Annotated in this window: 21 protein-coding genes; 13 read left to right on the top strand and 8 right to left on the bottom strand. The window is 39.5% G+C overall.

The window, feature by feature from the left end; translation table 11 throughout:
• Positions 1-33: 33 nt before the first annotated feature.
• Together MST18_RS09355 and MST18_RS09350 are read right to left on the bottom strand one after the other, a co-directional pair.
• Complete coding sequence (locus MST18_RS09355) at positions 34-1,098, bottom strand: amidohydrolase (RefSeq protein ID WP_180133024.1); 1,065 nt, start codon at positions 1,096-1,098, stop codon at positions 34-36.
• A 172-nt stretch (positions 1,099-1,270) separates the two neighbouring features.
• Positions 1,271-1,672, bottom strand: a complete 402-nt coding sequence (locus MST18_RS09350; protein ID WP_180133025.1) for a DUF3144 domain-containing protein — start codon at positions 1,670-1,672, stop codon at positions 1,271-1,273.
• Between the two features lie 106 nt (positions 1,673-1,778).
• Here MST18_RS09350 and MST18_RS09345 point away from each other — a divergent pair, with 106 nt between their 5' ends.
• Positions 1,779-2,411 carry a hypothetical protein gene (locus tag MST18_RS09345; RefSeq protein WP_180084256.1) on the top strand — a complete coding sequence of 211 codons (633 nt, stop codon included), beginning with the start codon at positions 1,779-1,781 and terminating at the stop codon, positions 2,409-2,411.
• A gap of 35 nt (positions 2,412-2,446) precedes the next feature.
• Here MST18_RS09345 and MST18_RS09340 read toward each other — a convergent pair whose 3' ends face one another.
• Positions 2,447-3,691: an MFS transporter gene (locus MST18_RS09340; RefSeq protein ID WP_180133026.1), complete on the bottom strand. Its 1,245-nt coding sequence runs from the start codon at positions 3,689-3,691 to the stop codon at positions 2,447-2,449.
• Positions 3,692-3,808: 117 nt separating this feature from the next.
• Between MST18_RS09340 and MST18_RS09335 the strand changes: the two genes are divergently transcribed.
• The gene (locus MST18_RS09335; protein ID WP_257226209.1) at positions 3,809-4,498 is read left to right on the top strand and encodes a TetR/AcrR family transcriptional regulator; all 690 of its coding nucleotides are present in this window, start codon (positions 3,809-3,811) and stop codon (positions 4,496-4,498) included.
• Between the two features lie 68 nt (positions 4,499-4,566).
• Here MST18_RS09335 and MST18_RS09330 read toward each other — a convergent pair whose 3' ends face one another.
• Together MST18_RS09330 and MST18_RS09325 are read right to left on the bottom strand one after the other, a co-directional pair.
• A complete protein-coding gene (locus tag MST18_RS09330) occupies positions 4,567-4,896 on the bottom strand; it encodes a hypothetical protein (protein WP_180084258.1) in 330 nt (109 codons plus the stop codon).
• A gap of 327 nt (positions 4,897-5,223) precedes the next feature.
• The gene (locus MST18_RS09325; protein WP_180133086.1) at positions 5,224-6,684 is read right to left on the bottom strand and encodes an inorganic triphosphatase; all 1,461 of its coding nucleotides are present in this window, start codon (positions 6,682-6,684) and stop codon (positions 5,224-5,226) included.
• A 320-nt stretch (positions 6,685-7,004) separates the two neighbouring features.
• Between MST18_RS09325 and MST18_RS09320 the strand changes: the two genes are divergently transcribed.
• The 4 genes from MST18_RS09320 to MST18_RS09305 all read left to right on the top strand — a co-directional run bounded on the left by MST18_RS09320 (position 7,005) and on the right by MST18_RS09305 (position 10,454).
• Complete coding sequence (locus MST18_RS09320; protein WP_180034739.1) at positions 7,005-7,388, top strand: DUF962 domain-containing protein; 384 nt, start codon at positions 7,005-7,007, stop codon at positions 7,386-7,388.
• Between the two features lie 592 nt (positions 7,389-7,980).
• Positions 7,981-8,601 carry a thiamine phosphate synthase gene (gene thiE / locus MST18_RS09315; protein WP_078188828.1) on the top strand — a complete coding sequence of 207 codons (621 nt, stop codon included), beginning with the start codon at positions 7,981-7,983 and terminating at the stop codon, positions 8,599-8,601.
• A gap of 35 nt (positions 8,602-8,636) precedes the next feature.
• Positions 8,637-9,935 carry a glutamate-1-semialdehyde 2,1-aminomutase gene (gene hemL, locus MST18_RS09310; RefSeq protein WP_180133027.1) on the top strand — a complete coding sequence of 433 codons (1,299 nt, stop codon included), beginning with the start codon at positions 8,637-8,639 and terminating at the stop codon, positions 9,933-9,935.
• A gap of 102 nt (positions 9,936-10,037) precedes the next feature.
• On the top strand, positions 10,038-10,454 hold the full coding sequence (locus MST18_RS09305) for a heme-binding protein (protein ID WP_180023855.1): 417 nt from the start codon (positions 10,038-10,040) through the stop codon (positions 10,452-10,454).
• Between the two features lie 109 nt (positions 10,455-10,563).
• Here MST18_RS09305 and MST18_RS09300 read toward each other — a convergent pair whose 3' ends face one another.
• Entirely contained in the window at positions 10,564-11,478 is a 915-nt protein-coding gene (locus MST18_RS09300) for a LysR family transcriptional regulator (RefSeq protein WP_180084262.1), read from the bottom strand.
• Positions 11,479-11,634: 156 nt separating this feature from the next.
• Here MST18_RS09300 and MST18_RS09295 point away from each other — a divergent pair, with 156 nt between their 5' ends.
• The 5 genes from MST18_RS09295 to rapA all read left to right on the top strand — a co-directional run bounded on the left by MST18_RS09295 (position 11,635) and on the right by rapA (position 17,756).
• A complete protein-coding gene (locus tag MST18_RS09295) occupies positions 11,635-12,417 on the top strand; it encodes a hypothetical protein (RefSeq protein ID WP_180133028.1) in 783 nt (260 codons plus the stop codon).
• A 383-nt stretch (positions 12,418-12,800) separates the two neighbouring features.
• Complete coding sequence (locus MST18_RS09290) at positions 12,801-13,133, top strand: hypothetical protein (protein WP_180133029.1); 333 nt, start codon at positions 12,801-12,803, stop codon at positions 13,131-13,133.
• Positions 13,134-13,294: 161 nt separating this feature from the next.
• Positions 13,295-13,999: a phosphopantetheine-binding protein gene (locus tag MST18_RS09285; protein WP_180133030.1), complete on the top strand. Its 705-nt coding sequence runs from the start codon at positions 13,295-13,297 to the stop codon at positions 13,997-13,999.
• Between the two features lie 133 nt (positions 14,000-14,132).
• Positions 14,133-14,777: an RluA family pseudouridine synthase gene (locus tag MST18_RS09280; protein WP_180133031.1), complete on the top strand. Its 645-nt coding sequence runs from the start codon at positions 14,133-14,135 to the stop codon at positions 14,775-14,777.
• Between the two features lie 141 nt (positions 14,778-14,918).
• Entirely contained in the window at positions 14,919-17,756 is a 2,838-nt protein-coding gene (gene rapA, locus MST18_RS09275; RefSeq protein ID WP_180023849.1) for an RNA polymerase-associated protein RapA, read from the top strand.
• A 112-nt stretch (positions 17,757-17,868) separates the two neighbouring features.
• On the opposite strand, the gene MST18_RS09270 is transcribed toward rapA, so the two are convergent.
• Positions 17,869-18,306 (bottom strand): hypothetical protein, encoded by a 438-nt coding sequence (locus MST18_RS09270; RefSeq protein ID WP_180133032.1) that lies wholly within the window; start codon positions 18,304-18,306, stop codon positions 17,869-17,871.
• 514 nt (positions 18,307-18,820) lie between these two features.
• Between MST18_RS09270 and MST18_RS09265 the strand changes: the two genes are divergently transcribed.
• Complete coding sequence (locus MST18_RS09265; protein WP_078193592.1) at positions 18,821-19,084, top strand: PAAR domain-containing protein; 264 nt, start codon at positions 18,821-18,823, stop codon at positions 19,082-19,084.
• Between the two features lie 106 nt (positions 19,085-19,190).
• Positions 19,191-19,988: an alpha/beta fold hydrolase gene (locus tag MST18_RS09260; RefSeq protein ID WP_111883850.1), complete on the top strand. Its 798-nt coding sequence runs from the start codon at positions 19,191-19,193 to the stop codon at positions 19,986-19,988.
• Between the two features lie 62 nt (positions 19,989-20,050).
• Here MST18_RS09260 and fabR read toward each other — a convergent pair whose 3' ends face one another.
• Complete coding sequence (gene fabR, locus MST18_RS09255) at positions 20,051-20,725, bottom strand: HTH-type transcriptional repressor FabR (protein ID WP_372491111.1); 675 nt, start codon at positions 20,723-20,725, stop codon at positions 20,051-20,053.
• Between the last annotated feature and the right edge of the window lie 138 nt (positions 20,726-20,863).

Genomic DNA, 20,863 nt, shown 5'->3' with positions numbered 1-20,863 from the left:
GTATGACTTGATTGTAAGATTATCTTAACGAACTTATAGGCGGTAGAACTGACGGGCATTTTGTTGGAAGACTAAAGTCAGTGCATCATGATCATAACTCGCGACCGCATCTGAAAAGGCGTCAATAATATTCACCAAGGATGCACTCACACTATCCATCGGGAAGTTAGAGCCAAACATCACACGGTATTTCCCAAAGCATTGTAGAGCATGAGAAATAAGCGGTAAGGCGCAATCGAAAATCTCTTGTTTGGATGCAAGGCGTTGTTCTTTATGAAACTGATGACCCAGCACCGGCATGAATAATCCAGACATTTTGGTATAAACATTTGGGCAACTTGCCAGTTCAGCTAAATCATCTTTCCAACGAAACAAGATATTGTCACGTGAAGTTTGGGTTAAGCCTGTATGTGAGCCGACAGGTCCAAAGGCACCGACAGGTGTCCCAAAATGGTCCAGCACGATAGATGTTTCAGGGAAAGCACGTGCTAAAGCGGTTAAATCACGAATTTGGTCTGAATAAACCCATGCATCAAAACTTAAATTCATTTGAGCAAGAGCTTCAAAACCTTTCATAAATTTTTTATTGGTATAGAGATGGGGCTCATTGGTCCATGCATGAACTTTTGGGTCTTCATGTACAGCTGCCATTTTTCGTATGCCACGAAAATGTGGGGAGGCTTGTTTATGCATTTTAAGAATTTTCTTAAAACTACTGTCACATGGGTCTGCAGTGCCGACTATGGCGCCAAGTTTAATTTTTTGAGCGTTAAAGTCTAAGGATTCAATGAACTTGGTTTCACCAACTACCCCTTTACCTTTATGGTCATGCCAGCTCGCTTCTACATGTACGATTTGATCGACCTGATAATGTCCTGCATCTTGCTTATAATTTTCAGGCAAATACGGTGTCGTCACATGTTTGGTCAATCCAACAGTGTCAATTAACTCTTGCGGCTTAACTAAGCGCATCATTTTGTCGAGCAAGTAGGGATGTTTACCCAATAATTTCACGGCAAGTGAAGCGGCATGTGGGGTATTGTATGGATCCCATTGATGTATATGTGAATCCACGATGGCAAAATCGAGCGTCTGCATTGCTATCCTTGTCCTTAAAACCATGTCCATTTCTTGCGTATTTCATTGTATTTTCGAATACGCGAGGCACTGAAAATAGCATGAATGATGAAAATACAACGTTATGACTAAATATTAAATCAAAGCTTTGTGAAAGAGAAGTTGTATAAAAAAAGCCCCGAAGGGCTTTTGATTAATGCTGATAATCGTGGTCGTGATCATGCTTATTTGCATGGAATTCTTCGTTATGACGGAAGCGAAGATAGTTTTCAAACTGTTCGCAATATTCATCATAATTATCTTCAAGCATCATTTGAAATTGTTGAAGAATATAAGACATCACTTGATCTTTGGCATCACGCATTTCTTTGCCATCTTTGAAGCCATTTGCAGCAACCCAAGTATTAAAGCGAGCAGTACCAAATAACATGGCAGCACTCACTTGACCGCGCATTTCTGCAGGTTTGACTTGAGAACCTTTTTCAACGCGACAAAATTCATTGGCTTGTTTAATAAATTCATCCGCACGTTCAAAGAAAGCTGCATTCAACGCTTCTTCTTCGGTTACATCAGTAGCTTCAATCTTTTGAACCATGAATGTGTCCTAGCATAAAAATCTAATGCAGTATTATAGGCAAAGCCTTGCAGAAACTAAACCTTTGACTTAATCTAAAAATAGCCTAAGTAGAATGGAATGCTCCATGCAAGATGCAATCGCAGTGCAAAGTCTGAAAAGTGATATTGCATTACTTCGACAAAATATTTGGCCGCCCTCAACCTTAGCCAATGTAGAAGGGCTGCCCATTTATTATGGTACACAATCTGAAGTAGCCGAATATTATGCACAGTGGACTGGCTTAATTGAACGTGCTCAGGACTTATTTCAGCCCTTTATGGAAGATGAAGTCCTCGATGCAGTCCATTTGCCGAGTCATTTGAATCTGCCGCTTTTTTATTTTCACGTGGATCGTATTCGAATCAACAAAACACGTGCGAAAGAATCTAAAACCTTTCGGGGTATTGCCAGCTTAGTTGAAAAATGTGGGCAATTTGAAGCAGATCAAATTCAAGCGATGCGACTATGGCTAGACAGCGATGATACGGCAGCTTTGGTCGCACACCGTGAATTTATTGACCTCAGAACCTATGTATTTCAACATGGACAAAGTGAATACACCCGTACCCGTTTTTATGTGAATGGCATTGTTCTCAGTGTCGAAAACGACTTTAAATTGGTGGATGCCCGTGATAAACCACGTAAAGCCCGTAGTGATAGCTATAGCGACCCTTTAGCCGATAACAATACGTGGAAAATCTTTGGGAAATATCGTTAATCAAATGTATTGACGATATCACTTAGAGCGTGGACTTAGTTCGCTGTACAAGGAAGCTTCGGGTAATTTAATCCACGCCCTAAAGTGAATATAGCCACTATGGCAAATGCGACAAAGATCATCACCGAATACAATAAGGTATTGGCATTAAAATGATCGACAATATAGCCGCCAAACAGTGAGCCACACGCAATCATGAGTTGGAAAATACCAATAAACAGTGGCATGCCTTTTTCAACAGCTTCAGGGGCATGTACAAACATCCAGATATTGGCCGTTGTAGGAAATGCCCCAAAAGCGAATCCCCATAATGCCGTTAAAAGATATGCACCGAATAAATGAACTGCAAAGTGTGGAAAGCTAAAAAATACTACGATAAAACTGAAGGCAACAAAAGCAAGGGTATAGCGGACATTGATGTTACTGCTATAACCCGCAAATAAATTACCAAAGAAACCGGCTATACCGTAGATCAATAATAATGAACTGATGGTGGTCGCATCAAAGCCTGCATGATTCTTAAAAAATGGGGCGAGATAGCTATAAGAAGAAAAATTAGCAAAACCAATTAATAAAATAATAATCAGGCCTTTACGTGCTTTATCATGTTGAATCAGTGCAGGTAAATCACTAAATCGAATAGCCGATGTCGGTGGAAGTTTTGGGAGAAATTTGATTTCTAAAACTAAAATGATGATGCCAATCGCTGCAATGATTTGAAACGCACTACGCCAACCTAACCAGTCACTCAGCCATGTACCTAATGGAACACCTAAAACCGTCGCTAAGGTAACTCCTGCCATGACGATCGCAGTGGCTTTGGCAATGGCGAGATGACTGGGTGCGACACGTCCACTCAAGGCTATGGCTGTTGCCCAAAATCCACCGATAGCAATACCCAATAGAAAACGGCTAAACAACAACAGCGCAAAGCTTTCTGCGAAGCCAGTTATAAAATTAGAAATGACCATAATCACGGTTAAGGCAATCAGTAAGATACGACGGTCAAGTTGCTTCACAGCAACAGAAAGCAGGGGCGCTGCGATCGCACCCATAATGCCAGGGAGGCTAATCACCCAACCTGCGGTACCTACACTAATATTTAAATCTTGAGCAATGGCATTTAACACGCCAATGGGTAAAAACTCACTGGTGACAAGGGCGAAAGCTGTAATGGCAACCGTGAGGATTGCAAACCAATTCCCTTGATTGGGAGAAGATTCATCAGGCTGCTGCGTCAACTGTTTATCTGGTTTTAAAGCTGTAGCATGCGGATTCATAGCGTTACACCTTAATTATTTAATTTAATAGTGACTGTTATAAAAATAAATTATTTGATTAAATTGTGAGCGCCAATTATTTTATTAGTGAACGTTATAAAATATAAATGTTAGCTTATGATGAATGATTCAAAGCAAGAAAATCAGCACGCTAATCCAGCCGATTCGGTCAAGAAGCGTGGACGACCTAAATGTTTTAATGAACAGCAAGCCTTGGAAAAGGCGATGATGTTGTTTTGGCAATTTGGCTATGAAGGAACGTCCATCAGTGATTTAACTCAAGCTTTGAATATCACCGCACCTAGTCTATATGGCACATTTGGCGACAAAACGGCGCTTTTTGAAAAATGTATTGAATACTATAGTGAACACGAAGTTCAGCCTGCAGAAAAAATTCTACAAGCAGGTCAAACGGCTAAAATTGCGATGGAGCTCTACCTGTACGACAGTATTCAGCATTTGGTGCAAACTAATAAACCTAAAGGTTGTATGGTGGTAGTGGCCACGATGAATTGTTCACAGCAAAATCAAACCATACAAGAACAGCTCAAACAACGACGTGCCTATACCAAAACAAAAATTATGGATCGGCTCGCTATAGGTGTGCACAATGCGGAAATTGAAAGTTTGGCTCATGCAGAGCAATTGACTGATTTTTATATGACCTTATTACAAGGAATGACCATACAAGCGCGTGATGGCATGGGCTTGATACAATTACAGCGCATGGTGAGTAATGCAATGAGATCATGGGAGTTATTAGCACAAGGTCAAATCAGTATGGATTATGAATTAAACCCCCAATAGCAGCGTAGCCTTAAGGCAATTTTCTTAGTTTTTTGAATGACTGTTATACAAAAACAATTTTTTGACGCTTATTTGCAGGGATGAATTTTAATGTCGCCCAATTCCATCACACTGATATAACCATCAACCGCAATTAAATTGTCACTTTGACTCGATAGAGTTAGACATTCTCCAGACTTGACGCTGGATAGTAGCTGACCTTGCTGCGGATTCAAGTTCATACTGTAAATACTCAGTGTGCCAGCATCGGTTTTGATTTGGTAAGACTCATCACCATAGTCCTCATTATTATTGCGCAGGACTTTAAAGGTTCGTCGTGTCTGATCAAAGTTTTGAGTTGGAGAAAGCGGCTTTTCTACTTGTAAGGATGCAGTGCGCCTTAATTCGGTGCTTTGCACAGGCTTATGTTGTTCACTACAAGCACTTAGTAATGGGAAAAGGATAAATATAAGTGAAAATGAAAATAGGGGATGAATTACAGGTATGTGACTATTCAACATAAAACCACCCTGAATCTAATTTTTCAGATAGCTTATTTTAAAAGTTTTTATCCAGAAAACAAAAATAATAGCTTCTCAAAATATTTCAATGTAACTGAGTCAAACTAAAGAAATGATGAATTGAAATTAACCGACTTTGAATCTGAATGTTCAACAAATGAATATCTATATGACAATGTGGGATGCAAATAAAAAGGGAGACTCATTGAATCTCCCTTTTTGATTTTACTTAATGAGTTTTCGACTCACAAGGAATTGTTCTGTCGCTTCTAATAGCTTATCAGCATAAACCTCTAGTTTTGCCGTCAACCAACCGAGAACAAACCAATCGCTAGCTTCCAGCTCTGTTTGCTGAATATACTGTGCAGAAGAGGAAAGGATTTGGTATTCCTGTGCCGCAACTTGTGCATCATTGAGTGCTTTACTGTATTTCTGCAAATTTTTTACATCGTAAATCGACGTCAAAATTGGGAAGCTAAATTTAAGCTCTTGTATTCGTTGAGAAAGCACGTCTAAGCTTTCAAAATTGTTAATGTCGGCATCATTTAAAGCCTCTTGGAGGGCTTTATATTGGTTTTGCAGGGTTGTTTGAGCATACCATTTAAAATCATGTTGCTGCGGCGCATCATCGAATTTCAAACTAAACATTAAAAGCTCAAGATAATGATGTACATTTTGAGTCGATTTAACCAAATTGCCTAACTTCTCTTTGGCATACAAAATATCTTTGGTTAAATTTTCTGAAGTCGTTGGGTTTTGTAAAAAGCCTCCCAAAGTATTTTGCATGTGCTCAAAATGATGTAATTGTTCAAACTGTTGCTTAAATGCACCCAATTGCAAAGCCCATTTTTCAACGATATCACTGTTCCAATCTTTAAACAGCGAAATGGTTAATTGTAGATGATGGAGTGCTTTCTGAGCTTGTGTAATGTGCTCAGCCTGAGCCACACCTGCAGAAATTGCGGCAATATTAGGCAGAAGGTGCTGCATTTCCTGTGCAATTAAAAGTCGTAAGTTTTTTGCGGCAGTGTCTTTTTTACTGAGTTGAAATTCTTTAGCCTCAACTGCTGGACTCACAGTTTGATTCAATGCCAGCAAGTTACCAATTTCCGCTTTACTGCGAACGTCTAACCACAAATGGTACTTTTTAACCCATTCAAAACTAAAGGCTAGAAGCGATTGAATAGAGCCACTTTTAAGTTCAAATTCAACTTCGTGAACCTCTGTTTCTGTGCTGTTGCTACGGATACAGCCGACATCTAAGCTAACTTCGATCTTGGCGTCTTCAAACTCTATGACGCGATAAGTTCTCAGAATATCTGTTTCAAACTGAAGTTGTAGAGAATCTTGCTGATCACCTAAAGTGGTTTTTAAAACCGATTGAACTTCAGCTTCATTGGCATAGACCGATAAATCTAGGGCAGGGGCTTGTTCATGCTCGCCCAAATCTAAGTTATGTTCAAACCGTTCAATGTGACTTTTACCTGCAGCTTTCAGGGTTTGAATCCAGCGCGTTCCTTCTAAACGTTGACGCAAAGCTGCATGCTGCTGTGCCATTTTTCGATCTGGGGTATCAAAATATTTAGCTTTAAGTTGAATTTGTTCCGATTTTTTTGGATCGAGTGCTTTTAATAATGCAGTTCGACGTGCTTCTGGAATCTGGAACTTTAATTCAACTTCAACCATGGTTTTCTGTCCTGATGTTACAACTTCATAATCTGGCATGAAGCGATCTCTAAATTTTTATAAAAATGAAAAACTAAATCGTACGTAAATTTTCTATGAGCTAAACGCGTTTCGATTGTAGCGAAAAACAGTTGAGAAGTAAGACTTGACTGATTTGAAAGCGCTGATTTTGGCCAAAGAAAAGTTTTAAAAATGGATATTCCATCAATTGTATAATTCACAATAGTTCAATTTTCATTGGAACAAAATAAAATTTTACGCCTTTAAAGTGGGCGAGTTTTGAGCTATGTTGATTAAAATAAGTTCAGGATGAGCACAAAATGAATTCACAAGTACAACCCGAGTTTAATCGAGATTTAAAGCCCGAATTTCAGTTGCCTATTCGTGACTACTCGCAATTTTATCGATTTTATTTGACTGAACATCGAAATATCATGAGCCGACGTTTACATGCCACAGGCAGCAGTATAGGACTCTATTTCTTTGCAAAAGCAATTTTAAAAAGACAACCGAAGTATTTTGCTTATGGCCTGGTTTCAGGCTATGCCTGTGCATGGGTCGGACATTTTTTCTTTGAAAAAAATAAGCCAGCTAGTTTCAAGCAACCTTTGTACAGCTTTATTTCCGATTGGCGCATGCTGTCTGATATTGTGAAGGGGAACTTAAGCTTAAAACACCGTAATTTAGATAAGATTGATAGTTAATTGTTTATTAATCAAACGCTTAATTTTTATGGATATGGGTGTGATTTTTTTGAGTAAATGACTTGCAAAATTAGAGTGATTAGTCTAATAATGTTCATATTGTTTATTTAATTCTTATCTAAAACATGAATAGTCGATAAACCCCAGTTTTCCGAGCCTAGAGTGACCTTCTCTAGGCTTTTTTTATGGCCTTAGAAAAGTCTATTGTTTGAAAGATATAACAATAAAAATTTTCATAAAATAGGCTAGACTTTTTGATGCTCTGAACGCTCCCCAAAACGCTTCTTACCAAGCACCAAAAAGTCTAATAGGTTACACATTTTTATTTTTATAAAAGTGTTGTGTTTTTATGCGCTGCGTTTTGAGTTCTTCTGGTGCACTATTAAATAATTTGTATCAGTTTTGTTCTATACCTGAAAATAGGTATTTTTTGCCATTTTCTACAGAAAATTTAATTAAACATTTATATAAGTAGTCCTGTGAAAAGGAATATAACTTTCTCAGCAGCAAAGCATTAAAATTTTATATCCCAAGCAACATTTCACAGACCTAATCGTTATAATATTCAAAAGTTTTAAGTTGTGATTGAACTATGCGTGGTTTATACCTCATTACCAATGATGATCCTATCGAATTGCTTTTAGCCAAGCTTGAAGGCGCGATGGCAACTTATGAAGTTGCTGTTTTGCAATATCGTCGTAAAAAAGTGGCAAAGGAAGATCAGGCTTATGAAATTGAATACATGAAAAATATGTGTAATCAGTACAAAGTGCCTTTTGTCATTAATGATGATCTCGAAACTGCAGTTCAATATGGTGTGGGTGTCCATTTAGGGCAAGATGACGGTTCAATTGCTGAAGCTGTAGCACGCTTACCTAAAAATGTTTTGATCGGTCGAAGCTGCAATAACTCTTTAGAACTGGCTGAGCAGGCAATTGCAGACGGTGCAAACTATGTGGCTTTTGGTGCCATTTTTGCAACTGAAACTAAGCCTGAAGCAGGCAATATTGGCTTAGAAACGCTAAAACAAGCCAAAGCGAAACTAAATGTACCTATTTGTGCAATTGGTGGTTTAACTGTAGAAAATTCAGCAGAAGTCATTGAAGCAGGTGCTGATCTTTGTGCTGTGATTAGTGATGTATTAGGTCGTTCAATGTCTGCTGTTAGCAGTCGTGTTTATGAATGGTCTGAGCTTTTTGCTGAACAAGCTTAATTTTATTTTTTAGATTGAATAAGTAGAGAATTTTTATGAGCTTATCTGCTAAGCAAGAACAATTATTTAAACAAGCCAGCAAGCATATTCCTGGCGGTGTAAACTCTCCTGTACGCGCATTTAATGGTGTAGGCGGTACACCGGTATTTATCGAAAAAGCGCAAGGTGCATATCTCTATGACGTAGACGGAAAACGCTATGTCGACTATGTCGGCTCTTGGGGCCCAATGATTTTAGGTCATGCGCAGCCCGACATTATCAAAGCAGTTCAAGACGCGGCTGTTGATGGTTTGAGTTTTGGTGCGCCAACCGTTCATGAAACAACTTTGGCGGATATTATTTGCGAAATTATGCCGTCTATTGAATTGGTTCGTATGACCAACTCAGGGACTGAAGCAACGATGACCGCCATCCGTCTTGCTCGTGGCTACACCGGCCGTGACAAGATTGTAAAATTCGAAGGCTGCTACCATGGCCATTCAGATTCGCTTTTAGTGAAAGCGGGTTCTGGCCTACTTACTAAAGGTGAGGGTGAAGCGACTTCTGCAGGTGTTCCAGCTGATTTCGCCAAACACACTTTAACACTGCCGTATAACGATATTGCGATGCTTAAAGAATGCTTTGCAAAATTCGGTTCAGAAATTGCAGGTGTAATTGTCGAGCCAGTTGCAGGCAACATGAACTTGGTGAAACCTATTGAGGGTTTCTTGCAAGCAATTCGTGATGTCTGTGACGAGCATGGTTCTGTTTTCATCATTGATGAAGTGATGACAGGTTTCCGTGTCGGTCTTGGCGGTGCGCAAGCGCATTATGGCGTAAAGCCTGACTTGACTACTTTAGGCAAGATCATTGGTGCAGGCCTGCCAGTTGGTGCATTTGGCGGTAAACGCGAAGTGATGGAATGTATCGCGCCACTGGGTAAGGTGTATCAAGCGGGTACATTGTCTGGTAACCCATTGGCTATGCGTGCCGGTATTGAGATGTTTAAACATTTGCGTCAGCCGGGCTTCTATGAAACTTTGACTGAAAAATTATCAGGTTTACTTGCAGGCTTACAGGCTGCTGCAGATGAAGCAGGCATCCCGTTCTTTACCCAGCAAGTGGGCGGTATGTTTGGTATTTACTTTACAGATCAAACTGAAATTACTGGTTTTGATTCAATTTTGAAATGTGATGTAGATGCTTTCCGTACCTTCTTCCACGGCATGTTACAGCGCGGTGTAAACTTAGCGCCTTCAGCATTTGAAGCCGGTTTCTTCTCAAGCGCGCATAGCGATGAAGATATTGCATTTACCATTGAAATGGCGAAAGAAGTTTTTGCCGAAATGAAGTAATTTTCATTTAAATCGGTAAATTCTGCTTTAGAATAAAGCCCGCAGCCTGCTGTGGGCTTTATTGTTGTTTTAAATTCGGCTTTTTAAGAAAAGGATTTTTAAATGAAAACCAAGCATTATTTAACTTTGGCAGATGCAGAATTTTTACTAAACACAGCACATGCTTATGCAGTTGAACAAGGTTTTAATGTCAGCATTGCGGTAATGGATGATACAGGCAATTTATTGGCGATGAAACGAATGGATGGTGCAGCGCCAATGACAGCAAATCTATGCTTAGAAAAAGCCAAATGTTCAGCCATCAGTAAGCGCCCATCTAAATTGTTTGAAGATTTGATAAAAGGTGGGCAGATGGGTTTCTTAACCATGCAGACGTTTAATGGCATGCTGGAAGGTGGTGAGCCGATTTTGTATGAAGGGCAATTGGTGGGTGCAATGGGCGTGTCTGGGGTAAAGTCATTTCAAGATGCAGAAATTGCACAAGTGGCGATTGAGAAGTTTTTCGCGCAGCAAAACTAAGCATGATCTTGAGTGAAATAGATAATTCAGCCCAATCGATATGTTGGGCTTTTTTTTATTTTGATTTAAATGTCTAGTAACTTCGCCCATAGCATTAAATCGAAATTTTCTAAGATTGAGCCGAAGCATTCAGCATGAAATTGATAAATGCTTTGAGTTTAGAAGACTGATAGTTAGACTTTGGATAGAGTAAATAAAAAGGCCGAGTTGTTTGGCTATAAGATTTGAGAACTTCCACCAACGCGCCGCTTTGTAATTCTTGCTCCACTGAAAAGCGGTAGACCTGCATCAGTCCCGCACCTGATTTAGCTAAGATTAAGGTCGAGAGATAATCATCTTTACAGGTAATTTTTCCTTGCACATCAACCATAATTTTTTTGCCTGCATCCATGAGTGACCACGGTCCAGACTTACCTGAACTCGGCAATTCAAACAAAATACATTCGTGATGCTGTAAGTCTTCGATGTTTATAGGTGCAGGGTGCCTTTTCAAATATTCAGGTGTAGCAACAATGCATAATGCAGCATCTTCAAGTTTTCGTGCAATTAAGCCAGAGTCGGTTAACTCATTACCGCGAATCGCAATATCATAATCATCAGTTACTAAATTTACATTATGGTTGCTGACATGAATCTCGAGCTTGATGTGTGGAAACAGCTCGGCAAATTTAGCCATTTTAGGCAGCAGTCGATAATGTGCATAAGCTGTAGGTACGCTAATTTTCAGTAAGCCGATGGGGTGTTCCTGTTCACCGCTGATTTGCATTTCACCTTCGAGTAGGCTATTCAGGGCTTGTTTGCAAAAATAATAATAATGCTGCCCAGCATCGGTAATTTTAAGTTGGCGTGTAGTGCGGACAAATAGCTTTACCCCAAATTTTGCTTCTATGCGTGATATCGCTCTACTGACTGCGGCAGGAGAAATGCCTGCTGCAATTGCTGCAGCAGAGAAACTTTTCTTTTCCACGGTTAAACAGAATAATTCAAGACTGCCGATTTGCAGATCATCATAGTGACGCAACATAATATTTCTGCTTATTAATTACATGATGTAATAAGTAAATTAAATTTGAAGATCTTTTTCAAGAATTTATTTTCGATAAAGTGGGTTTAACAGCTGATTCAGCACTGGCTGAGAGCAATTATTTATACAACTCCACAACGAATATAGGAGATACACATGGCGATTCTCAACTACGAAACAGGCCCGATTCAGGCAGAAGCAGCGTTTACTTCAGACTTCCCGGTTGCAAGTGAAATCAAGATGCATGATTTAGTGAATATGCAGGAAATTGAACGTCGCAGCATGGATGTGCGTCCGGGCATGCGCCACAAATATATGCCACTTGGTTTTGACCGTTTTAGTGGTGCGCTTTGGACTGGTGGACGCTACTTATTTGATACTTGGGAAAATGTAAAAGATTATGAGCGTTTCACCAGCGAAGAATTGGAGTTTGAGCCGAATGTAAAGTTTTGGAGCCGCCCATTTTTCTTGAATGTGCAGCGATATATTTGGCGTGTTGCTGGTGCGCATGATTTTAAATCCTTAGCAACATCGCATCATGTTGTGCGTTTTGAACGGTTTTCTACACAGCATGATCAGTTAGATCAGCTGCTAAAAGAGGTTTGGCCGACTTTGCGAGAGCAAGCGCAGGCGCTAGGTTTGTCCAGTGCTTGGCTGATGTTTAATCAAGATGAAAAGCAAGTCAGTATTGTGACTGTGGCTGCCAAAGTGGATACAGGTAATGCGGCTGAAGATAGCATCAAGGCTTTGGCTAAACTTGAAAGCATGAGCTCTTTGAGTGAATTGTTACCTTCTGAATTAAAGTTAACTCCACTATTTGATCGAACCAATCCAATACTCGCACAGTGGCTGCCTCTGTCTCGTGTTGCAGGCGGTGAACCTTCGGTACATCCGATGTCACCACCTTTGGCGGCACCTACCGTCGAACCACAAAAATAAATACGATAAGCTGACAGGGGGCGTGCTCTTGTCAGCATTCATATTGTAGTAAAACAGTCTAGAAAATGTGGTCGTTTGAAGTATCAGGGCTTATTGGAGTGCTAGCAGTGTGTTTTATAATGATCAGTTCTAGTTTGATATACTATGTAATATACAGATTTAGGAAATATATTAAAAAAATGTAATTCTTAATGCGATGTATACTAGGGAGGAGCAGCTATACATATATTTTACAATGATGAGTATTGATGTATCTCGAATATTGTTTGTGAATGAAAAGAATATTAAAGAAATTATCGTAAAATAAAAAAATGATATTTGAAAATTTTTTATGTTCTTTTAAAAAGAATGGACGTTATACAAATTAAAATAAAAGGACAGCTATGGACTCAAAGGAATTAGTATATTTACTCAAAATAGGAATAATCAACGAAAACCTTGAAATCTATAAAGGATTGTTTTCAGATACCTTGCCATCAGAAATAAAAGATCCTTATTTTATTGATGCAATAAGTTTTTTTAATACTTTAACAGACGAACATAAGAGAATTTTTTTCTCAATCTTACGACAAGTAATGATTGATTCAATTAGTAATGTATTAGGTGTTATTGATGACAGCTCAAGTTTAGAAGAGCACTATGGTGATTTTTCTTTGCTGTATGAGGGTAAATCACTTGAATATTTACAAGATTATTTTTTATCCGAATTTGAATAAAACCAAAACTTAGGTTTATCTAATAAACTTAATAGAATTAAAAAAATCTATAAGTTTAAAGTTGACCAAAAAGTAAATTATCAGTAGCCGAAAGTCACTTTCAGATATGATTCTGCGTTAGCATATCAATTGTTCCAACTTGAGTTATGTACCGAGTCTGTATGCTTTATCCCATGCCCAAGAAAATCCAAATTTCACCATCTCAAGCAAAATGGCAGCTGTCATCAATACAGTCAGTATTGGTACTGGTTGGCTTACAAAATTTACGCATGCAGCAGGGTATACAAGATACGCAGTTGATGGAAAATTTGATCCAACTGACCAATAAAGCCAAAGCTTTAGAGATTCCTATTGTCGATTTATATGGTGATGATTTACTTCAAGGCATGCAGCAGCTCGGTGAATATGCAACAACACACCCGCAGCTCATCTTTGCAGGGCAAATCACACCTATGCTGAAACAGATCTTGCCGCATCTATATAGCGTAACAGAGCAAATCTGCATCGTTGATGACGCAATTGTGCTGAGTAATCAGGAACAGCATATTCAGTGGGTGGACTCCTTGTCAGGTGAAGGTATTCATCATATGAGTAGTTATAATTTGATGCGGCTTTGGAATCTGTCAGCACCAACGGAATTCGTTTTGTCAACCAAAGGTATTTTATTGGCTATTGCAGAGCAGCTAGATATGGATGCATTGGAAATAGATCCCTTAATCGATTTACGTAGTTATGGACTCGATTCCGTTGCCATGGTCAGCTTAATTGGGTTGTGGCGTGCCAATGGTGCAAACATCCGTTATGAAGACTTTTTAGATGATGCAAGTCTAGAAGCATTGCTAGAAAAATTGCTCAGTACAGACTAAACAAAGCCAATTGGAATTATTTTTGTTCTAAATCGGAAAATACGTCGGGAAATATGCCTTTGTGCATTGTAATTGTTGGCTAAGCTTTTTATTATTGCCGCCTTGTTTTTCGAGATCAGAACTGGATTGAACTTTGAGTAATTTTCTAACCGAACACCTGATACATCGTGACACTGACTTTATGGTGATCCATAAACCAGCAGGTTTACTCACAGTTCCGGGAAAAACAGTAGATTTACAAGACTGTGTTATCAATCGATTATTACAAATTGAGCCGAATACTTTGCTCATCCATCGTTTGGATCGTGATACCTCAGGTATTTTGGTTTTTGCATTAACCCGTCAAGGGCAAAATCGAATTTCACGCCAGTTCCAAGAACGTCAAACTTCAAAAACATATCAGGCATTGGTTGCGGGTACGCTCGAAGGTGAAGGTACTGTTGATGTACCCGTCGTGTATGACCCAGTACATCCGCCACTGCATATTGCCGATCCTGCACATAATAAGCCTGCACTTACGCATTGGAAAGCCACTGAACATTTTGAGATTCAGGGTCAAGCCGTAACACGTGTAGTGTTAACTCCTATTACCGGTCGATCACATCAGCTTCGTGTTCATATGCAATATTTAGGTCATCCTATTGTAGGTGATACTTTATATGCAACACTTGAACAACAACAGCTGATGCCGCGCTTATGTTTACATGCTGAGCGTTTGAGTTTTAACCATCCTGAAACAGAGCAAACAGTGGAATTTCACTGTCCTGTACCATTTTAGGAAAATCATTTAAATCCCTAAGAATTCTGCTCACTATTTAGTGGGCTTTATGTCAAAATATATTGCTTTATGGTCTAGATTTTTGCTCAAATAACATTCACAGTTTGAGCATAATATTTTCAGACCGAACTTGAGAAAAAGGTGGAAAAATTGCAGCAGTTTGCTATTGGTCAACGTTGGTTATCAGATACAGAAACGGAACTGGGTTTAGGTGTTCTTATTGATGTTGATGAGCGATCGGTCAGCATTTTATTCCCGAAAAGTGATGAAACTCGTGTCTATGCCCGTCACAATGCACCTTTATCTCGTATTGTTTTCAATGTAAATGACGAAGTCCAAGACCAAGAAGGTCAAATTTGGATTGTCGAATCGCTTGAAGACCGTGGTGGCGTGGTTCGTTATAACGCGGTACGTAAACTTGCCGATGGTACTGAAGAGCGTAAAGCACTGAATGAAACACGTATTGGTGCAAGTATTCAGTTAGCAAAACCATTAGATCGTTTACTCGCAAGCCAAGTGGATTATAAAGAATGGTATGACCTGCGTATCGAAGCACTGCTTCTTCAAGCCAATATGAAGTCTAGCCCTCTACGTGGCTTGGTAGGTTCACGTGTGGGTCTCATTCCACACCAACTGTATATTGCGCATGAAGTGGGTAAACGTTTTGCTCCGCGTGTATTACTTGCTGACGAAGTCGGTTTGGGCAAAACCATCGAAGCAGGTCTGATCATTCATCAGCAACTCAAAACGGGTCGTTCAGAACGTATCTTGGTCTTAGTACCTGATTCATTGCAATATCAATGGATGATTGAAATGCGTCGTCGTTTCAATCTTGAGTTCTCATTATTTGATCTAACACGTACAGCATCGATTAAAGAACACGATCCAGATCTCAACCCATTCTTAACAGAACAATGCATCATTGCCAGTGTCGATTTGATGATCGACCATGATGACTTGCGTGAACAAGCGCTTGAAGCTGGTTTTGATTTGCTTGTAGTCGATGAAGCCCATCATTTAATGTGGTCAGAAGAAGAAGGCGGCAATGACCGTTATGACCTTGTTGAAGAACTTGCTGAAAAAACGCCGGGTGTCTTGTTATTAACCGCAACGCCTGAACAATTAGGTGTGGAAAGTCACTTTGCACGTTTGCGTCTGCTCGATCCACAACGTTTTAGTTCGCTTGATCGTTTCTTGGATGAAGAAGAGCAGTATCACCAAACAGCTAAAATTGCTGAAGTACTCATGTCTGATCTACCACTCGAAGAAGGGCATTTGGCAGCGATTGAAAGTCTATTAGGTCATCGAATTACTGACGAGCCAGAACAACGCTTCCGTGCCATTCACGAATTATTAGACCGTCATGGTACTGGTCGTATTTTATTCCGTAATACTCGTGAAGCGATTCAAGGCTTCCCGGGGCGTGACTGTCAGCCTGCGCCATTACCTGCACCAGAAAACTGGTCTAAAGATGGCAAGCTACGTGAACAAATGTGGCCTGAAGAAGCGCAGCTTGATGGCTCGTGGATGGAAACAGACCCACGTGTGATGTGGTTGATGGAACGTCTGCGTACAGACCTGAAACACAAAAAAGTGTTATTGATTGCACGTAGTGGTCCAGTGGTTGAGTCTTTAGAAAATGTACTTCGTTTGCATGCGGGTATTCGTACAGCGATGTTCCATGAAGGCATGAGCTTATTAGAGCGTGACCAAGCAGCAGCTTATTTTGCTGAAGAGTCATACGGTGCGCAAATTTTACTATGTTCAGAAATTGGTTCTGAAGGTCGTAACTTCCAGTTTGCATCGGACTTAGTTTTGTTTGACTTGCCTGCAAACCCAGATGTACTTGAACAACGTATTGGTCGTTTAGACCGTATTGGTCAAGAAAATCGTATTCAAATTCATGTGCCTTATCTGGTTGGTACTGCTCAAGAGCGTATGTTCCGTTGGTATAACGAAGCATTAAATATTTTCTGTAATATCTCGCCGACTGCGCAAACCTTACAAGAAAACTTTATCGTCAATCTGAAAGATTGTTTGTTGGCAGATAAAGGCCAAGAGTTTGAAGATCTGCTCGAAGCCGTAAGTGTGCAACGTGAAGCGCTTGAAGCTGAACTTCAAGAAGGTCGTGACCGTTTACTTGAGTACAACTCTTGCCGTCCAATCGTGGCACAAGAAATTGTGACTGCACTTGAAGACTACGACGACAATACTACGTTACCAATGTTCATGAAGCGCTTTATGGCGTCTACAAACATTGATTTTGATGAGCAAAGTAATGGTACCGTGATCATCAAGCCAACGGATCAAATGCAAGTTCAAGGTCTGACTTTGGACGAAGAAGGTATGACGGCGACGTTCTATCGTGACCAAGCACAGATCCGTGAAGATGCTCAATATTTAACACTTGAGCATCCATTCACTGAAAGTGTGATGGAAATGATTAATACGCAAGGCTTTGGTAGTACTAACGTTGCTGTATTGAAATCGGCCGCTTTACCGCAAGGTTCTGTGTTAATGGAAGTGTGGTTTAAAGTCGATGTGGTTGCACCGAAAGCATTGAATTTGCCGTCAAGTTTGCCACAACAGTTGGTTCGTGTATTACTGAGCGAAAAAGGTCAGGATTTATCGCAAAAAATTGCACCTGAAATTTTACGTCCTTATTTACATCATCTTGATGGCAACAGTTGCCGCCAAGTGGTTAAGGCGCGTCGTGATGTCATTGAACAGCGTTATACGCAAGCGCTTGAAATTGCTCGTGGTGCATTACCGGGCTTTAAACAACAAGCCAAAGAAATCTACGGTAGCAAATGGCAATATGAAATTGACCGTTTAACTTATTTGAAGCAGTTCAACCCAAGTATTCGTGAAGACGAAATTGCACGTTTACAAAAACTGCAAAAAGAAGGTTTAACACTGCTTGATGGTCTAGCGGTTACACCAGAAGCGATTCAAATTATGGTAGTGGTTAAGCCATAAGTTAAGAATCTTAAAAAAGCACCTTAGGGTGCTTTTTTTTATGGCTAAAATTATAACTGTAAAATTAATCACGACAGATTTACGCTAAATCAAAGTTTTGTATTGTTTATTTTTAATCTAAATTGTCGACATCGGCATAAAAAAAGTAACTATTCTTCAGCAATTCTACAGCTTGATCAAAATTTTCATGTTCATCCAACATATAAAATATGCCATCAAGCTTTGTATAGTCAGGATGATTTTTTGCTAACTGAATTTGGATCGTACTTCGTTCTGCTTGGCTGTGTGTTACATAATGAACACTAAGTAAATCAAAGTCGATGTCATTACATAGCGGCTGTTTTAAGGCAATGGCACCACAATAATCATGTATTTCAGGTAATAAGCGTAGAACTAAATCAGCCTCTTTGCTTTCCGCCACGATGAGCTCTGGGTCTGCAGTCTTACACAAGGCGAGTATTTCTCTTAACAGCGTTGTGTCATCCAGTATATGGTCTAACACCATGACTTTTTGCGGTTGGGTTAAATTAAAGTCATTTATTAAAATCATAAAACCTCCTGAAAATAGAATGGTTATGCTTTATTTATCTGCGCTATTTATATGAAGTTGTGCTACGTATTGAGTCTAAATATTTACTAAAAATGGTTTTGAATAATGTTTTCAATCTTTGAACGATCTAAAGTTAATCATGGTGTAGAAACACACTTTGTTCTGATTCGAAGTTCAGTTAAATACTGAAATTGTAAAATGGGGCGCTTTGCTTCATGCTCATTGCTAGACCCAATATACATGCTTTGATTAGTAAAATAATCGGCATCGCGACATAAACTGTCGTTATTGATATCGATTGAATCCTGAAAGTGAAATGATTAAATGTATTCGGACATATAGCGATAGCATCATAATCAAATGATTGTTCACGAACTGTCTTAATGTCGTGTTTTGATGCTTAAGTTAAGTAAAGTTTTGGCTTGGTTAAATTTATACGTCGATGCTAGCGAGTTGAGGGCAGTTCCGTTAAAATGCTTCAAATTTCAGCAGTTCGTTAGAAGAAAATAAAAATATGAAATCCTTAATTACCTTAGGTAGTAAAACGTCACACGGTGGTGTGGTTTCAGAATGTGAACCTTCATTTGTGATTAATGGTATTGCAGTACATTTAAATGGCATGAAACATTATTGCCCGAAATGTAATTCGACTGTGGCTGCGATCGCGGCAGATCAAAGTACAACGGTAAAGGGGCGAGGTGTTGTGGTTGCTGGAGATAAAACCACTTGTGGCGCAACATTTTTACCGAATCAATCAATGGTCGGTTCACAAAAATAATCTGCAAACTGACTTTGAGGTCATCTAGATAAACTCATTGAGTCCTGTTTAAATCGTATTGATCTCTTTATGATGTGGCATCATCAGTTGATTGGATGAGTTCTAGATGAAAAGCGCGATCCATTTTACCCATGCCAATGGTATTCCTGCTGCAAGTTATCGAAAGTTTTTATCCTACTTTACACCGCAATTTGATGTGAAGGCGATTCCGCTGATTGGTATGGATGAGCGCTATCCGATCACCAAAGATTGGCGATATTTGGTCGATCAAGTCATAGCAGATATCGAGCACCAATTCCCAAAACAAAAAGTGATTGGGCTTGGGCATTCTTTTGGCTCTTTAGTCACCCTTATGGCGGCTTATAAACGTCCAGATTTGTTTTCACAACTGATTATTATGGATCCACCTTTCGTAATCGGTCCTAAGTCTGCCATTTTTGAAGGTATGCAAAAATTAAAGCTCAAAGCTGTCGATAAAATTACCCCTGCAGCAATTACGCTGAAGCGCAATGATCATTGGTCAAATTTGGATGAAGCCTATACGGCACTACGGAATAATCGTTTATTTAAAAGTTTTGATCCGCAATGTTTTGAGGATTATTTTGCACAAGGTGTTCGCACTGATGAAAAACGCGGTGGCGTGACCCTCAGCATTCCAAAAGCCGTGGAAGCGCAAATTTTCCGTACAGTACCTGCATGGTGGTGGCGTACTCCACGAAAAGCCCCTCAAATGCCTGTACACCTTATCACCGCAGATAACAGCCATTTTTATAAACAAGGTTTGCCTGACGGAATGAAGAAAACCTATGGTATAGATTATAGTGTAGTTGAAGGTGGGCACATGTTTCCACTTGAGCAGCCGAAACAGACAGCGCTACACGTCATGCAGTACTTACAGCATTAGAAAAATAAATTTTGCTCATAAAAAAGGAGACCTGAACGTCTCCTTTTTTTGACCGTTAACTTTTAGCGAATCTGTGCTTCGTCTAAATGGCGAGCGCCTTCCAGGATCATACGAATCATAATCATGGTTTGTTCGGCAACTTCTTTGCGTTGTTCTGTCGGTAGATCAATGACTTTTGCACCCATGTTAAACACCAATTGGGTAATACCACGTGCCACGATGTCAGGATGAGCCAATTTACTTTGATTTAAACGTTCAAGCACGATTAAATCTTCTCTTAATTCTTGTTGGAAATAGTTAAGTTGACGCTCAACTGCATTTTTATAGGAATGCGAACCAGTATAGCCTTCACGAAGTAAAAGGCTTAAGTTGCCTTCATCGGCATCTAGCTGCTGAATAAATACTTCAACTGAACTACGAATAATACTGCTTTGGCGTGATGCCTGAAGGCGTGCTTCATGCAAAATTTGACGTAACACACCACCAGCTCGATCAATCAACTCAATGGCTAATTCATCAATATCTTTGAAGTGACGATAAAAACTATTTGGAGCAATGCCAGCTTCACGTGCAACTTCACGCAAACTCAGTGATGAAATACTTTTTTGTGGACCAATTAAATTAAGCGCTGCCTGAAACAGTTCTTCCTTGGTAATTGTTGCTTTACGACCTACAGTGCGAACTGCAAGTGGAGTTTCAGCTTCAGAATGTAATTCTTCCTGGTACATGTTAACCATATTCGTCTGTGCAGACTGAGTCATATTTTTTAATAGATTAAAAACATTAACATATTATAGCGTCTGCTAATAGCTTTTGTGAAAATGTCGATTAAATGCACAAGCGTATATACAAATATATATACATGTGTATAATAA

The organism is Acinetobacter sp. YH12068_T (assembly GCF_024606005.1).
Lineage (GTDB): Bacteria > Pseudomonadota > Gammaproteobacteria > Pseudomonadales > Moraxellaceae > Acinetobacter > Acinetobacter amyesii.
This window is presented reverse-complemented; position numbering and strand designations above follow the sequence as displayed.